Genomic DNA, 22475 nt, shown 5'->3' on the forward strand with positions numbered 1-22475 from the left:
TTTGTCTTGATACAAAAAGTAACCGCAGCGGCGGCCGCAAAAAAATCAAGAATTCCTAATCGCAGCGGCGAACCGCCTCGCTCCGCTCAAACAGTAGGAATTCATTACTCATCAATCATAAAAAAGCGGTCGAAATTAGTTTTTCGACCGCTTTTTTATAACTTTAAAATTCAGGATGACTTATATTTCTTACTTTTCTTTACGTTCAATTTCTCTTAAATTCTCTAATTTCTTATTTCTCAAGAAGCCAGTAATGTCTTCAAAATGTTCTTTTACTCGCTTGTTGCCAAATTCAAATACTTTGTTAGCTAATCCGTCTAAGAAATCTCTATCGTGAGAAATCAAGATGATTGTTCCTTCAAAACTCTTCAAAGCATCCTTCAAAATATCTTTGGTTTTTAAATCCAAGTGGTTGGTTGGCTCATCCAGAATCAATAGGTTAACTGGCTCAAGTAACAATTTCACCATTGCCAAACGAGTTTTTTCTCCTCCCGACAATACTCTTACTTTTTTATTGACGCTATCGCCACCAAACATAAATGCTCCCAAAATATCTTTGATTTTGGTTCTTACTTCGCCCACTGCAATGTTATCAATCGTTTGGAAAACGGTTAAATCTTCATCCAATAAAGAAGCTTGATTTTGAGCAAAATAGCCAATCATGGAATTATGACCTAATTTCAAATCTCCTTCAAAAGGAATTTCTCCCATGATGGCTTTCACCATCGTTGATTTACCTTCACCATTTTTACCTACAAAAGCTATTTTTTCACCTCTTTCAATGGTCAATGAAGCATCTTTAAAAACGACATGGTCGTCATAACTTTTACTGACATTATCAACGATAACAGGATAATTACCTGAGCGTGGAGCAGGTGGGAATTTCAAATTCAAAGCAGAAGTATCTATTTCATCTACTTCTACAATCTCAATCTTCTCCAACATTTTTACTCTTGACTGTACCTGCAAAGTTTTTGAGTACGTTCCTTTGAAACGGTCGATAAACTCTTGGGTTTCAGCAATCATTTTTTGCTGGTCATTGAATTGCTTTTGTTGCTGTTCCTGACGCTCTTTTCTGAGTTGTAAATACTGAGAATAATTTACTTTATAATCGTAAATCCGTCCCATCGTCAGTTCAATGGTGCGGTTGGTAATATTATCAACGAAAGCTCTATCGTGAGAAATTACGATAACGGCTTTGGCATTATTAATCAAAAAATCCTCTAACCATTGGATAGACTCAATATCCATGTGGTTGGTTGGCTCATCTAATAAAATCAAGTCTGGGTTTTGAAGAAGGATTTTAGCCAACTCAATTCTCATTCGCCAGCCACCACTAAATTCGCTAGTTTGACGAGTGAAATCTGAACGTAAAAAGCCTAAACCTAAAAGTGTTTTTTCTACTTCTGCATCAAAATTGATTTCTTCAATAGAGTAATACTTCTCGCTCAGTTCTGAAACTTTTTCGATGATGTGCATATACTCGTCTGATTCATAATCAGTTCGAGTTTCAAGCTGAGTATTCAATTCATCAATTTCAGCTTTCATGTTCAATACTGTCGAGAAAGCTTTGGACGTTTCTTCAAAAACAGTACTGTTATCTTCTGTGAGTAAGTGCTGAGGCAAATAGGCAATTACGGCATCGCCTGGAGCTGAAATTTTGCCTCGGGTTGCTTTATCAACGCCTGCTATAATTTTCAAAAGCGTAGATTTTCCCGCTCCGTTTTTTCCCATCAGGGCTACTTTATCTTTGTCGTTGATGTTGAAAGTGACATCACTAAAAAGAGCTCTTCCACCGAACTCTACCGCTACGTTATCTATTGAAATCATTGTATTTTTTTATGAAATGCAAAGATAAGCACTTTTTAAGTGCTGAGTTTCGAGTTTTGAATGTGGAGTTAAAATTTATATTCCTTTATTGCTCACGCTGTGAATAATTTGCACTGTCCTCTAGACAATAAATACTTGTGTTTCCCTACATTACAAATACTTTACTCCACACTCGAAACTCCTAACTCAACACTCAAAATCATTCTTCCATTTTAGGTTTTGAAGCCGATTTAGCTTGATTCAATCGGTAACTTAAAGTCAAATTGATTTGTCTTTGTCTTGGTAAGAAATCTCTATTAGAATAAAAATTTGCCCCTTCAATAATTGTTCTAACTCTTCTACTATTGAAAACATCCAGAATATTTAAAGTAAGTGTACCTTTTCCTTTAAAAACATCCTTATTCATCGCCAAATCGGTATAAAATAAATAGCCTCGTCTTCCTTGTGCCAATTGTTGTGGCGCTTCATAATTCGCACGTACTTGTAAATCCACGCCTTTAGGTAAATTAAATTTGGAGGTTTGTCTGGTAAACCAACTGTAAGTATCACTTTTATAATTGGCTGAAACGTTTGACCCATCAGTAATGGCTCTGAAAAAACTCCAGCTAAAATCTAATTTCCACCATTTGGTTGGTGAATAAGTGGTGGCGAATTCAGCACCGTAAGAATTTTGTCCAAGCAAATTCAAGGGTAAAGTCGTAGAAATTCCAGATGAGTTAACAGAACGAATCGACTCAATTTTACCTGATGTTTGTCGGTAATAAAGCGAAGAAGAAAACGACCCTTTTTCAAAATACTTCAGATGTCCCAACTCAAAAGCATTCGTAAATTCAGGATTCAAATTTGGATTTCCGCTGAAATAATTTCTTTGGTCAGAGAAAGTAACGAAAGGACTCAAATCGTTATAAGTTGGTCTTCTTACTCTTCTTGAATAAGAAATTTGCAGAGCATTTTCATTCGCCAAATTCATTGTAAAATGTGTACTTGGAAATAAATTAGCATACTCTCTTGGATTGACTTCGTTGGTTTGTTTCAAGGTTGTTGTCACATTCGTCAATTCTGCCCGTAAACCTACTTGATACGAGAATTTCTTGGTTTTGTTGCCGATAATTCCGTAAGCTGCTGAGATATTTTCGTTGTAAACAAAATTATTGGTGAGCCCAGCGAGTGGCTCAAAATTACCTGAAGCATTTTGTTGCGTCACACTATAATCGTTGGTCATATCTCTGAAACTGGTTCGCAAGCCAGTTTCAATTTTTCCTTCTTTACCAATTGGCTGAATATAATCTACTTGTAATAAAATCTGCTTTTCAGCTTCATCATTAAGCGATTTTTGTAATTTGGTATTAGCCGAATTAGGTTTTCCATCCGCCCAAAATCCATTTTGTTTAAACGTCTGGTCAGAACGTTCCCAATAATCTAAATAGCGAATATCAGTTACCAATTCCTGACCTTTTTTATCGAAACTTTTCTTATAAGTAATTGAATATTCTGAATTCGGTTCAGTTTCCGTTTCATCTTGTTGACGATAAGTAATCGTGTGTAAAGTTTCCGTTTTATTGTTCGAATCATCGTAACGAAAATCTGTAATTCTTCTTACATCGCTTCTTCGCAATAAATATGAAGCCGTAAAAATGTCTTTATCCGTCAAGAAAAAATCTAATCCACCTTTGATATTATTGTTCAAACCTTTCACGCTTCCGCTATTGGTTTGATTCAAGGTAAAAGTTGTATCGTTCGAAAACACATTTTGAAATAATGTGCCATTTCCTCTTAAATCACGATACGAAATGCCATAATTGACGAAGAAATTGACTTTTCGGTGACGATAATTGACATTTGCCGAAACGCCATAATTAGCAGGATTTCCAGAAATTAATTCAAATGAGCCATTGAAACCTTGTTTTTGCTCTTTTTTCAGAATGATATTAATAATGCCCGACATTCCTTCAGCTTCATAACGAGCAGAAGGATTTGTGATAATTTCTACTTTTTCAATCAAACTTCCTTGTAATTGTTGTAAGCCAGCACCTCCTTTGAAACTGACTAAACCCGACGGTTTTCCATCAATCAAAATCCTGACATTATCACTTCCACGCAATTTTACACCACCTTCGGCATCCACAGAAATGGAAGGAATATTACTGAGAATATCAGAAGCCGAACCGCCAGCATTCGATAAATCTTTACCGACGTTAAAAATCTTTTTATCCAAAGCCAAGACCATTGTACTTTTTTCGGCTTGCACCACCACTTCATCCAAAGTACTGCTTGAAGCAGCCAATTGAATCAATCCTAAATCGATTGTCTTCTTTTCTTTCGATAAAGTAAAAACTGCCGATTTAAAAGATTTATAACCAATAAATTCAACCAAAGCATAATAAGTACCGTAAGGATTTTGAATAGAAAATTCTCCTGCATCATTCGCAATATTGCCCCCAACTAACTTTTGGTCGGCATTATTAAAAATTCTTATGGTTGAAAAACTCAAAGCTGTAGCTGTTTGAGCATCCTTTACTTGTCCTTTTACCGTTCCTTGTGCAAAACCTAAAAAGGGCATAAAAAGCAGAAGTACAAAGGGAAAACATTTACGAAATTGTTGGGAGTATGGCATCTTGTAAATTTAGCGATTCATTTGATAAAAGGATGAGGTATTTTTTACTAAAAAATGGTTCGCAATTTAGAAAAGTAATATAACTTTCGTATTGGGAATTATAGGGAACACTGATAATCCATTACCTAAAATCTATTTGAAAAACTTTTACTTAAAACAAAAGTCGTTTCATCCCTTTTTTTACTGTTACAGCTTTGGTGTTCGTCTTTGTCTTATTATTTTTATCATTATAAACTTTTTTTCTATTTTGTGAGTTTATACATCATACAAATAAAATCATGTTAAATTTACATCTCTAAACAAAATGCTTTTAATATTATCTAACAGCGTTAAATTATTTATTTTATAGAAATGGCAAGTAAGGACAGGATATTAAGGTTAAAGGAAGAAACCCGCAATAATATATTAGATGCAGCATGTAAAATTGTGAAGGAAGAAGGATGGCAGGGCTTGAGTTTACGAAAAATTGCTGATGCCATAGAATATACTGCTCCTATTATTTATGAGTACTTTGCCAATAAAGAAGCAATCCTTCAAGAATTAACCAAACAAGGTTATTTAGTTCTTAATAAAGATTTAATTTCAGCAAAACAAAGTAAAGAGAATCCAACTGAACAATTGGAAGCTATGTGGTTGGCTTACTGGAACTTTGCTTTCGAAAATAAAGAAATGTACCAATTAATGTTTGGCGTTGAAATGACAACCTGCCACATGGTAGCATTTCCAGAAGTACAAACGCCTTATGACTTGTTTACTGAAACAATTATTGAAGTAATGGGTGATAAAAATGCTGATGAAGATACTATTTGTCAGAAATATTATACTTATTACTCTGTGGTTCATGGTCTGATTTCAATCAATTTGGTTGGAAATGGTTTGCCGAACGACATGAATCTTCAAATATTAAAAGATGCCATTATTGGAATTACAAGGTCGTTAAATTAATCTCAAATTTCATTTTTAAAAAATTCGAACAATTGGCTTAATCAATTAAATTTTCTTCATCCATTATTTTTCTTGAAGTATTTCATTTAACACTGTTAAATAATTTATTCTCATTAATGAACTAAAAATATTCAATATTGATTTTATATAATAAGAGACAATATTTTTTTGAATTATTACTTAACACTGTTAAATAATTTATTACACGTAAAAATCAAAGTGAGTTATGATAACACTTTCATAGTTATAGCATTTTTTTGTATAATTACTTAACACCGTTAAATAATTATACAATATTAAATATCTTTAAATTTTAAACTAAATAATCCTTATGAATCAACATCCTAAACACAGTAGTAATGTATTTCAAGGCAAATGCACTGCAAACAATTAAAACAAAGTTTTTAAAAATTCCATTAAGTCAATTCATTTTAACAAATCAAATTAGTCATGAAGAATATATTCTTAGGTGTATTAATCCTTTATACTTTATCTGCTTGTTCAGAAAAGAAACCTATAGTCCAGACCGTTACCGCTCCTTCATTACCTGTTATCAATATTAACAGTACCTCAGCACTAACTATTTCTGAATATCCCGCTTCGATTCAGGGAGCAGTAAATGTTGAAATTCGCCCACAAATAAGTGGAAATTTAGAAAAAGTATTTGTTGACGAAGGCGTATTTGTAAACAAAGGTCAAGCACTTTTCAAAATCAATGATTTACCCTTTCGTGCACAGCTAAATAGCGCTATTGCTAGTTTGCATGCCGCAGAGTCTGCTTCCATCAACGCACAATTAGAAGTAGATAAATTAAGTCCACTGGTACAAAACAAAGTTGTTTCTGAGTATCAACTGAAAACAGCCCAAGCCAATTATAAAACAGCTTTAGCCAATATTGCTCAAGCCAAAGCGATGGTTAGTACTGCAGAAATCAATTTAGGTTATACTTTGATTAAAGCTCCAGTAAGCGGTTTTATCGGAAGGCTTCCTAAAAAACAAGGTAGCTTAGTTTCATCTGCTGATGTTGAGGCTCTAACCCAACTTTCGGATGTTCATGAAGTTCATGTATATTTCTCATTGGGTGAAAGTGATTTTATCGCCTTTAAATCACAATATGAAGGCTTTTCAATCAGTGATAAAATCAAAAATCTTCCGCCAGTTTCGTTAATACTTCCAGATAGTTCTGTGTATTCGGAAAAGGGAAGAATTGATATGATAGATGGACAATTTGATAAAAATACAGGTGCTATTACCTTGCGTGCTACTTTTCCAAATGCAAAAGGATTGCTTCGTTCGGGTAATACAGGCAAAGTAAATCTAAGCGTTCAGCATGAAAATGCCTTGTTGATTCCTCAAGAAGCTACCATCGAAATTCAGGATAAACTATTTGTTTTTACGGTTGATAAAAGCAATAAAGTAACCAAACAGCCCATCACTATTGCTGGAAAAAGTGGCACCAATTATTTAGTGAAAGAGGGCATAAAAGACGGAAATAGAATCGTATTCAAAGGTTTCGAAAATTTGCAAGAAGGTACTATCATTGCGCCTGAAAATACTGATAAAGAAGTTGCAAAAAACTAATTCACAAGTTATTCAATATCCATTATGTTTAAGAAATTTATAGACAGGCCAGTATTGGCAACTGTCATATCCATCCTATTGGTAATCCTAGGTGTTTTAGGCCTTGCCAAATTACCATTACAACAATTTCCTGATATTGCTCCGCCAGCGGTACAGGTAATGGCAATGTATCCAGGGGCAAATGCAGAAACAGTATTGCGTTCGGTTGCTCCTTCACTCGAAGAATCAATCAATGGTGTAGAAAACATGAGTTACATGAGTTCTACTGCCAGTAATGATGGTTCATTAGTCATTACGGTATTCTTTAAATTAGGAACGAATCCCGATCAAGCTGCGGTAAACGTACAAAACCGTGTAGCACAAGCTACTAGTCAGCTACCTGCCGAAGTTGTACAAGCGGGTATCACTACGGCCAAACAACAAAATAGTTTGATGATGGTAGTTGATATGTATTCCGAAGATGAAAAAACGTATGACCAGACATTCTTAGCCAACTATGCTCAGATTAACATCATCCCTGAAATTAAAAGGATTCCAGGGGTAGGACAATCGTTGATTTTTGGAGGGAATAAAGACTATTCAATGCGTGTGTGGCTTAATCCTGCTCAAATGACTAGCTATAACCTAACACCTAAGGAAGTAATGGCAGCTATTCAGGACAAAAACTTAGAGGCTGCCCCCGGTAAATTTGGTGAAAGTAGCAAGGAGTCTTTTGAATATGTAATTAAATACAAGGGGAAACTGAATAAACCTGCTGAATATGAAAACATCGTGATTCGCTCTAATGCAGATGGTTCGGTATTACGCTTAAAAGATGTTGCGAAGATTGAGTTTGGAGCCTATACGTACGGAAATTTTACAAGAGTAAATGGCAAGCAAGGTATTAATATTGCCACCATGCAGTTAGCAGGCTCTAATGCCAATGAAATACAGATTGAGATAGCGAAACTAATGGAGAAGGCATCTAAAGACTTCCCTAAAGGTGTAAAACATCTTATCTTGTACAATACCAAAGATTCTTTAGATCAATCCATAGACCAAGTAATCTCTACGCTAATTGAAGCCTTTATCTTGGTGTTCATTGTAGTATTTCTTTTTTTACAAGATTTTCGTTCAACGCTTATTCCTGCTATTGCAGTGCCAGTGGCTATTTTAGGAACATTCTTTTTTATGTCGCTTTTTGGTTTTTCAATTAACCTACTTACCTTATTTGCTTTGGTATTAGCCATTGGTATTGTGGTGGATGATGCCATTGTGGTAGTAGAAGCTGTTCATGCTAAAATGGAACATCGACTACTTCCTCCGAAAGCGGCTACTACTTCGGCTATGAGTGAAATTACAGGTGCCATTATTTCAATTACACTCGTAATGTCTGCGGTATTTCTACCTGTTGGTTTTATGAGTGGCTCAACAGGGGCTTTCTACCGTCAGTTTGCTTTTACATTGGCAATTGCTATTGTTATTTCGGCCATTAATGCCTTAACATTGAGTCCAGCCTTAGCAGCCTTATTTTTAAAAGCCAACCATTCACACCAAGGTGGTCATGAAAAACCTAGTTTTAAGGAGAAGTTTTTTATTGGCTTTAACAAAGGGTTTGATAAGCTTACTAATAATTATGTAAGAAGTCTATACTTTTTGGTAAGAAACAAATGGCTAAGTATTGGTGGATTAGTAGTAGTTATCGCTGCAACCGTCGTGATGGTAAAAAGAACTCCGACAGGCTTTATCCCTTCTGAAGACCAAGGATTTATAGCCATATCGCTATCAATGCCTGCTGGTGCATCTTTAGAAAGAACCACGAATGTAATTCATCAAGCTGAAACCGTGTTGGGTACTATGGAGTCTAAAAAAACTTTGATGGGTCTATCGGGCTTTAATATCCTTACTCAATCTTCAAGCCCTTCGTCAGGTGTTGCTTTTGTCTTATTGAAACCTGCCAAAGAAAGAGGAGCGGTAACAGACATTAATGCGATTATGAATGAAGTAAGACAAAAGCTTGGTGGTATCAAAGGAGCTAATTTCTTTGTCTTTACTTTCCCTACTGTTCCAGGTTTTAGTAATGTAGATGGGTTAGACTTAGTATTACAAGATAAAACGGGTGGTAGTCTGGTTAAATTTAGTGAGGTCGGCAATAAATTTCTTGGTGAATTGATGAAACGACCAGAAATCGCTTTTGCCTTTACTGCTTTCAAAGCAGACTATCCGCAATACGATATGGAAGTAGATGATGTAAAAGCTGAACAACTAGGTGTAGGTGTAAAAGATATTCTTCAAACAATGCAAGCATATTTTGGTAGTGCTCAGGCATCAGACTTTAATAGATTTGGGAAATACTATAGAGTAATGGTGCAGGCAGAAAAGAATGCTCGTACTGAAATCTCTGCTATGGACGGTATTTTTGTTAAGAATAGATTAGGGAATATGGTACCTATCAATACGCTAGTAAAGTTAAAACGTGTTTATGGACCAGAAACGGCTTCTCGTTATAACCTTTTTAATTCAATTGGGGTAAATGCCATTGCCAAACCTGGTTATAGTTCTGGAGATGCTATCCTTGCTGTAGAAGAAGTAGCGAAGCAACATCTACCAACAGGTTATACTTTTGAATTTTCGGGTATGACCAAAGAAGAACTTTCTTCTGGTGGGCAATCTACCATCATCTTTATGCTTTCATTGTTATTCATCTATTTCTTATTGGCGGCTCAATACGAAAGCTACATCCTACCCTTTGCAGTTATTCTATCAATACCTACAGGGATATTCGGCGTATTTGTAGCAATAGGTTTGAAAGGCATAGAAAACAATATTTATGTGCAAGTAGCCTTAGTGATGTTGATTGGTCTATTGGCTAAAAATGCTATTCTGATTATAGAGTTCGCTTTACAACGCAGAAAAGCAGGTAAGAAACTCGTTGCTGCATCAATAGAAGCTGCTAAGCTCCGTTTAAGACCTATTATTATGACCTCGCTAGCTTTTGTAGTTGGTTTAATTCCGATGATGGATGCCAAAGGTCCTTCGGCTCAAGGTAACCACTCTATTAGTATTGGTGCGGCAGGCGGAATGATTTCTGGAGTAGTCTTAGGCTTATTTATCATTCCAGTGTTATTTGTTATTTTTCAATACTTACACGAAAAAATTTCTAGAAAAAAACCAGAGATTAATTCTATCATTCATGAAGATTTAGTCGCTGCTTATAATTAAGCATATAATGAAAAATCATATAAAAACCTTGTCGATAATGCTATTATTATCGACAAGCATCATTTCTTGTAAAGTTTCAAAAGACGTTAAAATCCCAGAAGATGCTATTCCTGTTACTTTCAGAGATGTAAACATTTCAGATAGTAGTACTAGCGTGGCAGATTTAAACTGGAAAACGTTTTTCACAGAAACTACTTTACAAAAACTAATTGATAGTGCCATTCATCGTAATAATGACTTGTTGGTAGCTCAGAAAAATATAGACATCGCTCAGTTACAATTAAAACAGGCTAAGTTTAATAATATTCCTAATCTGAATCTTCAGATTACTTCAAATTCTACCAATCCTTCAAACAATAGTTTGAATGGAATTAGTTTGAATCAGTTTTTGAAAAAGGAACATATAGAAGACTTTACTACAGCGGCAAGTTTATCTTGGGAAGCAGACATCTGGGGGAAAATTCGTAATCAAACGAAAACAACCCTTGCGCAGTATGCTCAATCTGAAGAAGCTAAAAAAGCTTTGCAAACTACCATTGTAGCATCTGTTTCAAAAGGTTTTTATACTTTACTGATGCTGGATGCCCAAGTAGAAATTGCTCGGAAAAATCTGGAATTAAATGATAAAACCATCTTTATGATTAACCTCCAGTTTGAATCAGGTCAAGTTTCATTATTAGGCAAACAGCAGGCAGAAGCACAAAGGCTAGTGGCAGCTCAATTGATTCCATTGTTGGAACAAAATATCGTTATTCAAGAAAATGCTTTAAGTGTATTAACAGGAGGTTTTCCAAAAGCTGTTGAACGCAAAGTAATGTTGAATACGATTGAATCTAAAAGCCAACTTTCAGTAGGTGTACCGTCTGCTTTAGTTAGCAGAAGACCCGATGTAAAAAATGCAGAATTATTATTGCAAGAAGCAAATGCAAAAGTTGGTATTACCAAAGCAAATCTATATCCCTCATTGACGATTACCGCAACTGGTGGCTTGAATGCCTTTGAAGCAAGTAATTGGTTCTCGCTTCCTACTTCCTTATTCGGAGTAGTTGCTGGGGGAATTACCCAGCCATTGTTAAATGGTAAAAAGTTGAGTACCCAGTATGAAATAGCCAAAGTACAAAGAGAAAAAGCCGTAATTGGTTTTCGTCAATCTGTTTTAATTGCTACAGGAGAAGTTTCTGATGCGTTGATTAAAATACAAAAAATAGAAGAGCAAAACTCGAAGCTTTCATTAAGAGTAACAACATTACAACAAGCTATTAGCAATGCAGATATGTTGTTTAAAAGTGGCATGGCTAATTATTTAGAAGTAATTACTGCTCAAAGTAATTTATTGCAGAGTGAATTAGAATTGGTTTCATTGAAAAAAGCCAGACTAGAAGCAGATGTAGATTTATATCGTTCGCTAGGTGGTGGATGGAAATAACAAGTATATTATGATGTATATTGAACATGAGTCATCCCGAATTTTCCATCCAAAGAAATAAGTTTTAGCTGTTCTCAGAGGTTTAGGATTTGTTCTCGTCCTTACTTTTTGCCTTGATGCAAAAAGTAACCGCAGCGGCGGCCGCAAAAAAATCAAGAATTCCTAAACTCGCTCCGCTCAAACAGTAGGAATTCGATGTTCATCAATTACAAAAAAGCGGTCAAAAAACTAATTTCGACCGCTTTTTGTGATTTTAAAATTCGAGATAACTCATGCTTTTTCTAATATCCCGTATTCTGATACATTTTCTCAGGATTCAATTTGTATTCATCAAATGGAATTGGGAAAAGATAATCTTTCAAACCAAAGTTGGAAACTTTAGCCGTTCCGTAATCTGTTTGTGGTTTGCTTTGAATATAAGTAACCAATTCTGTTGGCGTAAAGAAACGAAGTAAATCAAACCAACGATGATGTTCAAAAGCTAATTCAACTCTGCGTTCGTGAAGAATTGCTAATTTCAAATTTGGATACTTTGTAGCATATTCTGTATTATTTTTCATCACTTCATAAGTAGGTAATTTAGCTCTTTCACGCACTTGGTTCAAGAATTGAATTGCAGTCGTTTCATCGCCCAAATACATATTTACTTCTGCCAACATCAAAATCACATCAGCATATCTGATTAAAGGCCAATCATTTCCGCCATAACCATTTGCACTTGCCAAAGCACTTACATCTCTGAATTTAGTAATGTACCAGTCTTTTACGGTAGCATCATTGGCATATTTTATCGAAAAATCCTTACGCAAATCATTACTTTCGTATTCTTTCACTAAATCTTGTTTTACATTTCCACCTACGCCATTACTTGGTTTTAGTGAATTTGTTGTTTCACCTTTTGCTTGGTTATTCGCAGCGATTGAAGATGAATAGGTGATATCGCCTTGTTTGCTAACAATCTGGAAAATGATTTCTGCATTCGTCGATTTTTTAGTCACATCAAATACATCAGTATATGGAATATCCTTTAAATCTGTAAAGGTTTTCATGTTATAAGCCGCCGTCAAATATGTTTTTGCATTCGCTAAATTACTGGCACGATTGGCTTGGTCTAAAGTAGTTGCCATTGTTAAATACACTTGTCCTAACAAAGCATTAGCTGCCGCTTTTGAAACTCTACCTTTTTCTGTAACAGGTTGATGATTCGGTAAACCACTGGCTACTGCTTCTTTCAAATCAGCAATAATTTGTTCGTAAACTTTCTCTTTTTTCTCACGGAAAGTATTCGCAATTACATCGTCTGTTGAATTTAATTGCTTTGTAACCAATGGCACATCTCCCCATTTTCTCACTAAATGGAAGTAAATCAAGGCACGAACAAATTTCACTTCTGCATTATAAATACTCTTGTTTGCTGGCGTGGTAAAATTTACTTTATCAATGTTTGACGTAACCTGATTGCAACGGGCAATTGTTTGATATAATGAAAGCCAGTGGCTTTTCAGATAAGTATTACTTGGTAAAATAGAGAAATCATTGAATTGGAAAGGTTCTCCAGCATTCGATTGGTTATCATTTCTACCTGCATCATCAGAACGTTCGTCGGTGTAAAGTCCGCTATTTTCACCAATATTATTTCCACCACGAAGCGATTGATACACGCCATTTACCGCTTGAAGGACATCGTTATCTGTACGAAAATAATCTGAAGCGGCTACTGAATTTGGATCTGTTTGTAGCACAAAATCATCGCTACAACTTGCAAGGGCTGTCGCCAAAACAAGTAATGTTATTAATTTCTTTATCATTTTTTTTAATCTTGTTTAATTGAATTTCAGGATTTTAATATTGATTACTTCCTGAAAAATTCATTTAGAATGTCAATTTTGCACCGATGTTGTAGGCTCTCATCAAAGGATATTTTCCGTAATCAACACCCGGAGTAAGGTTTGCTCCATTGTTATAATCAACTTCTGGGTTATAGCCTTTGTACTTTGAAATGGTGAAAGCGTTATCAATGCCTACATAAATTCTAGCATTTGATACTGATTTTTGTTTCCCTAACCATTGCGTTGGTACTGTAAAACCAAGCGTAAGATTAGTGCAACGGAAGAATGAACCATCTTGTAAATAAAAACTTGAAAGACGAGTACTATTACTTTGGGTTCCACCACGAGATGCACGATAAACCGTTCCATCTCCCGGTTCCGTTTCTGAACGATAACGATTTACGACCGAAGCATACTGATTTCCAGAACCTTCCATGTTATAAACATAATAATCTTGTCCGTCTAGTACTTGGTTGCCATAAGAACCATTGAAAGATGAACTCAAATCAAAGTTTTTGTAGCTTGCTGAAAGGGCAAAGCCATAAGTAAACTTAGCGTAAGGCGTACCAATTACAGTTTTGTCTAAATCGTTCACCACGCCATCGCCATTTACGTCTTCAAAATAAAGGTCTCCCGGTTTCAAAGGATTACTTGATGCAGTAGAACGTGCTGGCCCTTTGATTTTATAATCTTTTGGGAAAGATTGCGTCGCTGCATTATATACCAAATTATCTGCCGCTAAATTATCCATATCCGACTGGCGAACCATTCCTTTCACTTTAAAACCATAGAACATACCGATTGGCTGACCTTCTTGCGTAGTGTGTGTGATATAAGAACGTTCAGCACCTGCACTGAAAATGGCATTTGCACCACCAAGGTCTAATACTTTGTTACGGTTGATTGAAACATTACCACTTAAATTTACTTTCAAGTCGCTCGTCTGAACCAAACGAGTATCAATCTGTAAATCCAAACCTTTGTTTTGTACTTTAGAATTTCTAAGGTTTGTTAAAATTGATGATGCTCCAGCAACAGCTGAAACAGGTTGATTAAACAATAAATCTGAAGATTCAGAAACATAATAATTCGCCATTACAAAAACACGGTTGTTGAACAAACCAATGTCTGTTCCAAAGTTGATTTGAGAAGTAGATTCCCAACCTAAACGTTGATCACGAATGTCGTTTGGATATACCGCAGATTGAATTGTTCCATTGCCAAAAACGACTCCTGTGGGGCTAGACATCGTCTGTAAGTAATTATAATTACCGATGTTGTTGTTACCACTTAAACCCCAGCTTGCACGCAATTTGATAGAAGTTTGGTCTCCAAATTTATCAGCATAGAATGGTTCTTGCGAAAGATTCCAACTAGCAGATACAGATGGGAAATTTCCCCAACGATTTAAAGGACCAAAACGAGAAGAAGCGTCACGTCTGAAAGAAGCCGTTAAGAAATATCTTTCTTTATAATTGTACCCCAAACGACCCAAATACGAAAGCAAAGTAGCTGTAGATTTTCCTGTAGCACCATTCAATGTAAATAAAGTTGGGTCAGCACCTTTTCCGGTAATTTCCTCAATTCTATCATTTTGGAAACCTTTTGCTGTTACGCTAATTACATCAATATCTAACTTTTGCGCCGTATAACCCGCCAAAGCACTGATACTGTGTTCGCCAAATTTTTCATTATAATTCAAAGTAAACTCAGCTAATTTATCCATTTCAGTTCTTGTCATCGCTACAGCGTTGGCTGCGGCAATTGACTGTGGAGAACCCGGAGGATTCGCACCATTACTCAATGAAGTTGGCAAATAATACTCGTACTTTTCGTTATAAGTTTGTAAACCAACGTTCACTTTAGCCGATAAACTTGGCAAGATTTGATAGGTAGCATTTCCACTAAAAGTACCACGAACTCCTTTTCTTGAAATATGTGTTTCGGTTGCCAAAGCAACTGGGTTTTCAAGTGTTTGATAAGCATACAAAGATGATTTCGAAGCCGCTTCGTTTTTCTTTAAACTTCCATCTTCGTTATAAGCACTGAAAAATGGCATATAAATCAAAGCGCCAAGAATTGGACCTTGGTTAAAACGTCCTTCTTGTACTTCACGGTTTTCGTTGGTCGTCACGGCTAAGTTTCCTGAAACTCTTAGTTTTTTACTTACTTGACCATCAACATTTGCACGGAAGTTGATACGTTCTTGCTTGGTACTTTTAATAATCCCCGGCTGATTCAAATATCCACCACTGATGGCATAACGAGTAGAAGAATTACCACCAGAGAATGATAAATTATGTCGCTGTGCCAAAGAAGTTTGATACAATTCATCTTGCCAATCGGTATTAATGGTTGGTTTAATCAATGTTTGTGTAGCAAAATTGTAGAATTCTGAAGGAATACTTACAGAAGAAGCATTTCCAACTTTAGCTACTCTGGTCGCATTATCGTCTGAAAACATGGCATCATTCCAAGTTCTTCCAGAATTCACGATTAAATCACGATATGAATTATTATGACCGTCTATTAATAATTGTGCAAATTGCTCTGAATTTAGCAAATCTACTTTTTTACTTAGTTGATTCAACCCATATTGAACATCATACTGAAACTGACCTGTTCCTTCTTTTCCTCTTTTGGTGGTAATTAAAACTACACCACCAGAAGCTCTTGAACCATAAATCGCCGCCGAAGCAGCATCTTTCAAGATGTCGATAGATTCAATATCGTTTGGATTGATAAATAAATCATTACCAACTGGATAGCCATCAACTACATAAAGTGGGTCTGAACTGGCATTGATTGAACCTACACCACGCACACGAATTTTGGTACTTACATAAGGCGCACCACTTACTTGTGATACTTGTACGCCCGCAACTTTTCCAACTAAGGCTTGTCCAACTGTAGGTGTTGTAAGGTTTAATTCTTTTGCTTTTACGCTAGAAATTGCACCCGTTACGTCACTTTTACGTACTGTAGAATAACCGATAGCTACTACTTCTTGTAATTCCTGTGAATTTTCAAAAAGCTTAACATTAATTTGCGAAGATTTTCCCACTAAAACTTCCTTCGATTCATAGCCTACAAAACTGAAAACCAAAGTATTTCCTTCATTAGAAACAATTGAATATTTACCATTCGCATCTGTTACTGTTCCTTTTTTTGCCGTTTTATCAAAAACGTTTACTCCCGGCATTATTTGTCCCGCCTCGTTCGTTACAGTTCCTGTTATTGTCGCCGCCACTTGTTTTTGCTGTGTAAAAGCAGTCGCTTTTACTGTACCGATTGTCTGGGTACCAGCCATTACAATTAACAGCATGGCTCTTAGCCAAAGCTGTTTTTGTACTTGTTTTTGCATTTTTTTGTTGATTATTTATTGGAAATTTGGATTATATTTTCACCATTTTAAACTTGCTAAATGCACGTTTGCCTTACGAGCAGATGTTACTGCAATACCTTTTTGAATATTTTTGGTCAAGGCAAAACCTTCTAATTCATCTGTTTTATCGAGGTCTATTGTTTTTAAAACTACTTCGTGTCCTGTCTCTAAAGATTTTTCAAAATCTAAAAAAGTAAATCGCCATCTGCGTCCTTCAATTTGGTTCTGGATTAATACCAACACCTTTTTTTCAGGAACCCAAAGCAAATTTTGCACGAAAGGACTACAAGTAAATTTCTTATAAAGTACGCCTGCTTCAGAAGTTTTTTTAGCAGTTTTCAAAGCTAACGGATTGTATAAACGTACTTCGTTTTTCTTATTGCCATAATCAGCAGTTGCTACAAACCATTTGTTTTGATATTGTACATACTCTGGACGAGTCCCTTGAATACAAGCATCGTCTTCTATGATGTTCAGTAAATTGCCATCAAGTGTTTTTGTTTTTTGTAAACCATTCCAATCAACATGATAAATAATGGCTTTCCAAAGTGTTCCTTCTGGATTCAAGCGGATACTGTTCCCTATAAAAGTTGGTTGATTTTTATGAAATGCAATGCCCGTTGGATGATTAATCACATCTTTTCCCGCTAAACTCAACTGCATTTCTTTGCCAGTATATATCAGTGAATCATTGTTCAAGACATATTCACGAATCATTCCTACTTCACGGTCGCCATAAATAAAGGCTTTTTCGTTTTGAATACTGATGCCTTGCCCAGCACCAAGAGAATCAATCGAAAACTCTTTTTTTAGCCTAAATTCAAGATCTTTAACAGTAACTTGTTGTGATAAAAAACAAAAACTCAAAATACCTGAGAGGACAAGTCCGCTCATTTCAATGATAGTTTTTTTCATGAGTAAGTTGTGAGTTGTGAATGTCTAATTGTGAATTGCGAATGAGTAAATTGTGAGTTTTTATTTACATTTTTAATTCACAATTCAAAACTCACAACTAACATTTATGGATCAAGTGGTTCAAGTGCGTTGATTTGAAGTGCTTCAATAAGCGGATAAAATTCGGCTTCGGTTTCAGACAAGCGTTTGCCTTTTCGGTAAGGCACATGGTTTAATTCTTTCTCGCAACGTTTATCCAAATTCAATTCTTGGATATACATACTTTGTGATTTGGAAGTAGAAGTAATACAAGCTTTGTCGAAAGGAATTCCATAACGGAAAATCAAACGAGCCGTATTACGCATATTGGTTGTAGTGTGGCGGGCGTGTGGTTCTACAATAATGGCATTGGCTGGTACTTTAAGTTTTTCCACCATGAATTTTTTCATTTCAATGGCTTCATTAAATTTCGTTTTATAAGGATGAACATTTCCGCCCGAAACCACCACAAAAGGGGCAAATCCTTCAAAATAACGTAAAGCAGCCACTCTGCAACGCAACATTCCTCCTGCACTTAAAGCTACTTCTGGCTCTTCTGGACCAGCACCGGGTACAAGAATTACTGAGTATGGAAAGGATTTCCAATTAATTGTTTTGATTCTATCGAATGCTAATTTATTGACCGTTGAAGCCATCGGTTCAAAATCAGCTACTTGTTCACGCTCATTGATTTCTAATGCCAACAAAGCAGCAGTAAGCGATGGCTCAAAAAACAAATTGGCTTTTTTACTTTCTTCCTGAACTGTTTTATGCAAATCCCCAACTAATTGTGGATAGCTTTTATGAGTAACTTTAAAACTGATAGAGTCGATGTTTGGGTAATTTGGTTTTTGTCCAGCTACATAAACCCCAATCGTGAAATTAATTCCACGGGCATCTTGCTCCCAAGCTTTGATTAATTGTTCTTTTGGAGAAAATTTTTGGGCTAAAATATAAGTGCCTGAAGGAATTAAATGTTCTGAAACCAATTTCTCCAAAGTATTATTTTCTGCATAAAGTACTCCTAAACGCTTACCGATTTCCTCTATTTCAGTTTCAGAAAACTGCATACTTTCACTGAGACAACTAACTTTATTTTGACATTGTTTTGAGGTATTATTCAACGCTTCTATTTTCTGAGTTGTGATACTTTTTAACGTAGCATCGTTGCTCAACAAATGTTTAACTGCTGGTAGATTTTGAAATAAAGTAAGGAGATAATAATTTTTAGATTGGACAAAACTTTTGCCTTTAATGAGGGCATAATTGGCTTTCGCATTTTGTGCTTGAGATTGGGAGACAATTCCCGAAATCAGCCAAAAAAGGAATAAAAAGTATATTTTTTTCATCAATTGTATATTTCAACAAACAAGTACTCCTTCCGCAAAAAAGAGGATACTTATTCATTATTGGATAAAAGTTTAGTGAATGAAGGCGTCTATTTTTATTAGACTTGTTTGATTGTATCTTTGAGTTGATTTTCAACTCGGAAGGTGTTCATGAAAAATTAAACTTTGCTGAAGCGTTTTTCTGACACAAAAGTACATTGACTGTTTAACCTGAAAATAATTCTAACAATATCAGTTTGTTAACAAAAAGCTCTGTTTAGAATCATTTTATGATAATTTTGTATTAATTATTGCCAGTATGCTAATTCAGCATATTTGAGTTGAGGGAAGTCTAGGTTTTAATAAAGATTTCTCTGACGAATTGCAATGAAAACCGAGGCGAAGCTGTTAGTATAGAAACAAAACACAAGGCAATAAAATAATATGACTTTCACTTTCCACGCAATTGTACTCTTGCTAAATCTTTGTTTAGCAAAACCAATTCCCACAAAAACGGCTGTTGTACTGGATGAAACGCAGACACTTTATGCCGATTGCCAGTTAAATGGAGTGGTAAGCTATAATGCTTTCAAAGAATCTGTTGATGGTTATCAAACTTTTCATCCATCAAAACCCATCGTTACTATTGTAGATTTTTCTCTACCTTCCAACGTGGAACGCTTTTTTGTGATTGATTTATCAAAAAAGAAATTATTGTTCTCTTCTTTGGTGGCACATGGTAAAAAATCTGGCGAAAATCTGGCTCGTTCTTTTTCAAATAAAATAGATTCACATCAAAGTAGTCTTGGTTTTTATTTGGTTGGGAATAAAATCACGAGTCCGAAACATGGCCTCGCATTACTTTTATATGGTTTACAAAAAGGAATTAACGATAATGCTCGTCGACGAGAAATCATCATTCATGGTGCATCGTATGTTAGTTCAACTTTTATTCAAAAATTTGGTCGTTTAGGCAGAAGTTATGGTTGTCCAGCTTTACCGAACGATTTGATTCCAAAAGTGATTCCAGTATTGGCAAACGGTAGTTTACTTTATATTCATTCTTAAAGTAAGTAAAAAGAAGTTATCAGTTAATAGTATATCTGTTATCTGTAAATTCTCAAAATCAAACAGTTACTTATCAAATATGCTTATAAAGTAATGTTTATTTAATCTTTCTTTATACTTAAGTAATCGTGCAATATAAGTTTAGATTTACAAATTGTCCAATAAGTTGATATTCAGATACTTAAACTCATAATTCAGCATTCGCAATTCAGCACTCATACTTATATACTCCTATGAAAACAATTAAAAAAACATATCCTTTATTTTTGAGCTTATTCTGTGCTTTATTTTTCCTGATAATCATTCAGGGCTGTAATAAAGAGAAAAGGAAAAAGAGAGGTATTTTGCCCGATTCAAGCATTTATCAGTCACAGAACTATAATGATTTAGTATTAGATTCTGCTTCTATTACTGCTTTTCTTAAAACTTTCCCTATATCAGATACCATTCAAGAAGAAATTCATGAATTTTATACAAGACGGAACTACCAATTGGCATGGATTACTAAAAATGGATTAACACATTCTGTTTCTATTTTTTATAATCAATTGCAGGCTTATCAAAAAGATTTTGATGATAACAGCTTTGATAATGCCCAAATGGAAAACTTAATATTAGCTGCTCAGGCTGATGAAAAAAAGTTTCAAACTCAAAAAAGCGAAGTACAACAATTAGAATTATTATTGACTGCCACTTTTTTTAAATATGCCGAAAAAGCATACAATGGCATCACCAAAAATCCATTCGATTTAGAATGGTTTATTCCCCGAAAAAAGAAAAACTATCAAACTTTACTGGATTCACTTGTATCGCTTTCTAAGGGTGAAAAAATACAAGAACCTGTTAATCAATACTATATTCGTTTAAAAAAGAAGCTCCGAGAATATCGTGACATTCAACAAAAAGGCGGTTGGCAACAAATAGTTGCTAACAAAAAAGTAATCGCACTTGGCGATAGCGACTCTTGCATTGTCAATGTAAAAAAACATTTATTGCTCACTGGCGACCTCCAAGAAAATGATGGAAACATTGCTTTTACAGATTCGTTGGCAAAAGCGGTTAAAAGGTTTCAGTTTAGAATGGGTTTATCCAAAAATGGAGAATTAGACCTTGCTACTATCAAAGAATTGAATCAGCCTGTTGAAGCCAGAATCAAACAAATCATGATTAATATGGAACGCCTCAGATGGGTTCCTGTTGAGCTAGAAAAAGATTATTTGTTGATAAACATTCCAGAATTCAGATTACATGTTTTTGAAAATGGCAAACAAGCTTGGGCAATGAATGTGGTCGTTGGAAAAACCGCTACACAAACAAGTATTTTTAAAGGACATTTATCGACCATTGTTTTAAATCCATACTGGGGAATTCCGACGAGTATTGTAAAGAATGAAATATTACAGAAACTCAAACGAAATGCAGATTATTTGTCTGATAATAACATGGAAGTACTTTCAGGCAATACGGTGGTGAATCCGAATAAAATCAATTGGAAAAAATATAAAGACAATGAAAATGTGCCTTTTACTTTCCGACAAAAACCGGGAGACGACAATGCACTAGGCAAAATAAAGTTTTTGTTCCCTAACAATTTCAGTATTTATCTACACGATACACCATCAAAAGGATTGTTCAATGAATCGAAAAGAGCTTTTAGTCATGGTTGTATCAGAGTAGCCGAACCCAACCGATTAGCCCTTTATTTATTAAGAAAAGATTCTACTTGGAATGAGAATCGAGTTAATAAAATTCTAAAAACTGATAAAGAATACGGCATTCGTGTTCGTCCGACTGTACCCGTTTACATCGTTTATTTTACTACTTGGGTTGACAGCGCTGGACAAATCAATTTCAGAAAAGATTTGTACGATTTAGATACGAAGCTTTCTAAAGAGATTTTTGGGAGTATGTAAGCGATGCCTTTATAACAGCATTTTATCTGGATAATTGTTTGCTCGCTTGGAGTTTTGAAAACACAAGTCCAAGTGAGGAAAATCTGAGTAATAGCTCGCTTCGATTGAGTTGCAATACAGAAAATCTGAGTAATAGCTCGCTTCAATTGAGCTCCAATACAGAAAATCTGAATAACAGCTCGCTTCAATTGAGTTACAATACAGAAAATCTGAGTAACTGCTCACTACAATTGAGTTGCAATACAGAAAATCTGAGTAATAGCTCTCTTTGATTGAGTTCTAATACAGAAAATCTAAGTAATAGCTCTATCTAGTAGTAGTTTAAGCGAGTCTGTTCACCGAACTGTGTCAGTTTAAATTTAAGTTTATTTTTTTACTTTTACTCAGACACACTTTATTATGGAGACTCCTGACAATTTTGA

At 35.2% G+C, this 22475-nt stretch carries 12 protein-coding genes; 6 read left to right on the top strand and 6 right to left on the bottom strand.

Annotated elements, in window-relative coordinates:
• Positions 1 to 189: 189 nt before the first annotated feature.
• Both ABID42_RS04700 and ABID42_RS04705 read right to left on the bottom strand, forming a co-directional pair.
• A complete protein-coding gene (locus tag ABID42_RS04700; RefSeq protein ID WP_323257810.1) occupies positions 190 to 1830 on the bottom strand; it encodes an ABC-F family ATP-binding cassette domain-containing protein in 1641 nt (546 codons plus the stop codon).
• Between the two features lie 199 nt (positions 1831 to 2029).
• Positions 2030 to 4390 (bottom strand): TonB-dependent receptor, encoded by a 2361-nt coding sequence (locus ABID42_RS04705; RefSeq protein WP_367282669.1) that lies wholly within the window; start codon positions 4388 to 4390, stop codon positions 2030 to 2032.
• Between the two features lie 405 nt (positions 4391 to 4795).
• On the opposite strand from ABID42_RS04705, the gene ABID42_RS04710 reads away from it, so the two are divergent.
• The 4 genes from ABID42_RS04710 to ABID42_RS04725 all read left to right on the top strand — a co-directional run bounded on the left by ABID42_RS04710 (position 4796) and on the right by ABID42_RS04725 (position 11597).
• Positions 4796 to 5389, top strand: coding sequence for a TetR/AcrR family transcriptional regulator (locus ABID42_RS04710; protein ID WP_367282670.1), 594 nt, complete (start codon positions 4796 to 4798; stop codon positions 5387 to 5389).
• A gap of 450 nt (positions 5390 to 5839) precedes the next feature.
• Positions 5840 to 6970 carry an efflux RND transporter periplasmic adaptor subunit gene (locus tag ABID42_RS04715; RefSeq protein ID WP_367282671.1) on the top strand — a complete coding sequence of 377 codons (1131 nt, stop codon included), beginning with the start codon at positions 5840 to 5842 and terminating at the stop codon, positions 6968 to 6970.
• A 24-nt stretch (positions 6971 to 6994) separates the two neighbouring features.
• Entirely contained in the window at positions 6995 to 10171 is a 3177-nt protein-coding gene (locus ABID42_RS04720; RefSeq protein WP_367282672.1) for an efflux RND transporter permease subunit, read from the top strand.
• A 7-nt stretch (positions 10172 to 10178) separates the two neighbouring features.
• Entirely contained in the window at positions 10179 to 11597 is a 1419-nt protein-coding gene (locus ABID42_RS04725; RefSeq protein ID WP_367282673.1) for an efflux transporter outer membrane subunit, read from the top strand.
• 281 nt (positions 11598 to 11878) lie between these two features.
• Here ABID42_RS04725 and ABID42_RS04730 read toward each other — a convergent pair whose 3' ends face one another.
• From ABID42_RS04730 to ABID42_RS04745, 4 genes are all read right to left on the bottom strand, one after another.
• A complete protein-coding gene (locus tag ABID42_RS04730) occupies positions 11879 to 13405 on the bottom strand; it encodes a RagB/SusD family nutrient uptake outer membrane protein (protein ID WP_367282674.1) in 1527 nt (508 codons plus the stop codon).
• Between the two features lie 64 nt (positions 13406 to 13469).
• Entirely contained in the window at positions 13470 to 16790 is a 3321-nt protein-coding gene (locus ABID42_RS04735) for a SusC/RagA family TonB-linked outer membrane protein (protein ID WP_367282675.1), read from the bottom strand.
• 39 nt (positions 16791 to 16829) lie between these two features.
• A complete protein-coding gene (locus ABID42_RS04740) occupies positions 16830 to 17726 on the bottom strand; it encodes a hypothetical protein (protein WP_367282676.1) in 897 nt (298 codons plus the stop codon).
• A gap of 104 nt (positions 17727 to 17830) precedes the next feature.
• Entirely contained in the window at positions 17831 to 19093 is a 1263-nt protein-coding gene (locus ABID42_RS04745; RefSeq protein ID WP_367282677.1) for a YdcF family protein, read from the bottom strand.
• A gap of 423 nt (positions 19094 to 19516) precedes the next feature.
• On the opposite strand from ABID42_RS04745, the gene ABID42_RS04750 reads away from it, so the two are divergent.
• Together ABID42_RS04750 and ABID42_RS04755 are read left to right on the top strand one after the other, a co-directional pair.
• Positions 19517 to 20140: a murein L,D-transpeptidase catalytic domain family protein gene (locus ABID42_RS04750; RefSeq protein WP_323257791.1), complete on the top strand. Its 624-nt coding sequence runs from the start codon at positions 19517 to 19519 to the stop codon at positions 20138 to 20140.
• 233 nt (positions 20141 to 20373) lie between these two features.
• Positions 20374 to 22053: a L,D-transpeptidase family protein gene (locus ABID42_RS04755; protein WP_367282678.1), complete on the top strand. Its 1680-nt coding sequence runs from the start codon at positions 20374 to 20376 to the stop codon at positions 22051 to 22053.
• The last annotated feature ends 422 nt before the right edge of the window (positions 22054 to 22475 follow it).

Source organism: Arcicella rosea (genome assembly GCF_040543805.1).
Classification (GTDB): Bacteria; Bacteroidota; Bacteroidia; order Cytophagales; family Spirosomataceae; genus Arcicella; species Arcicella rosea.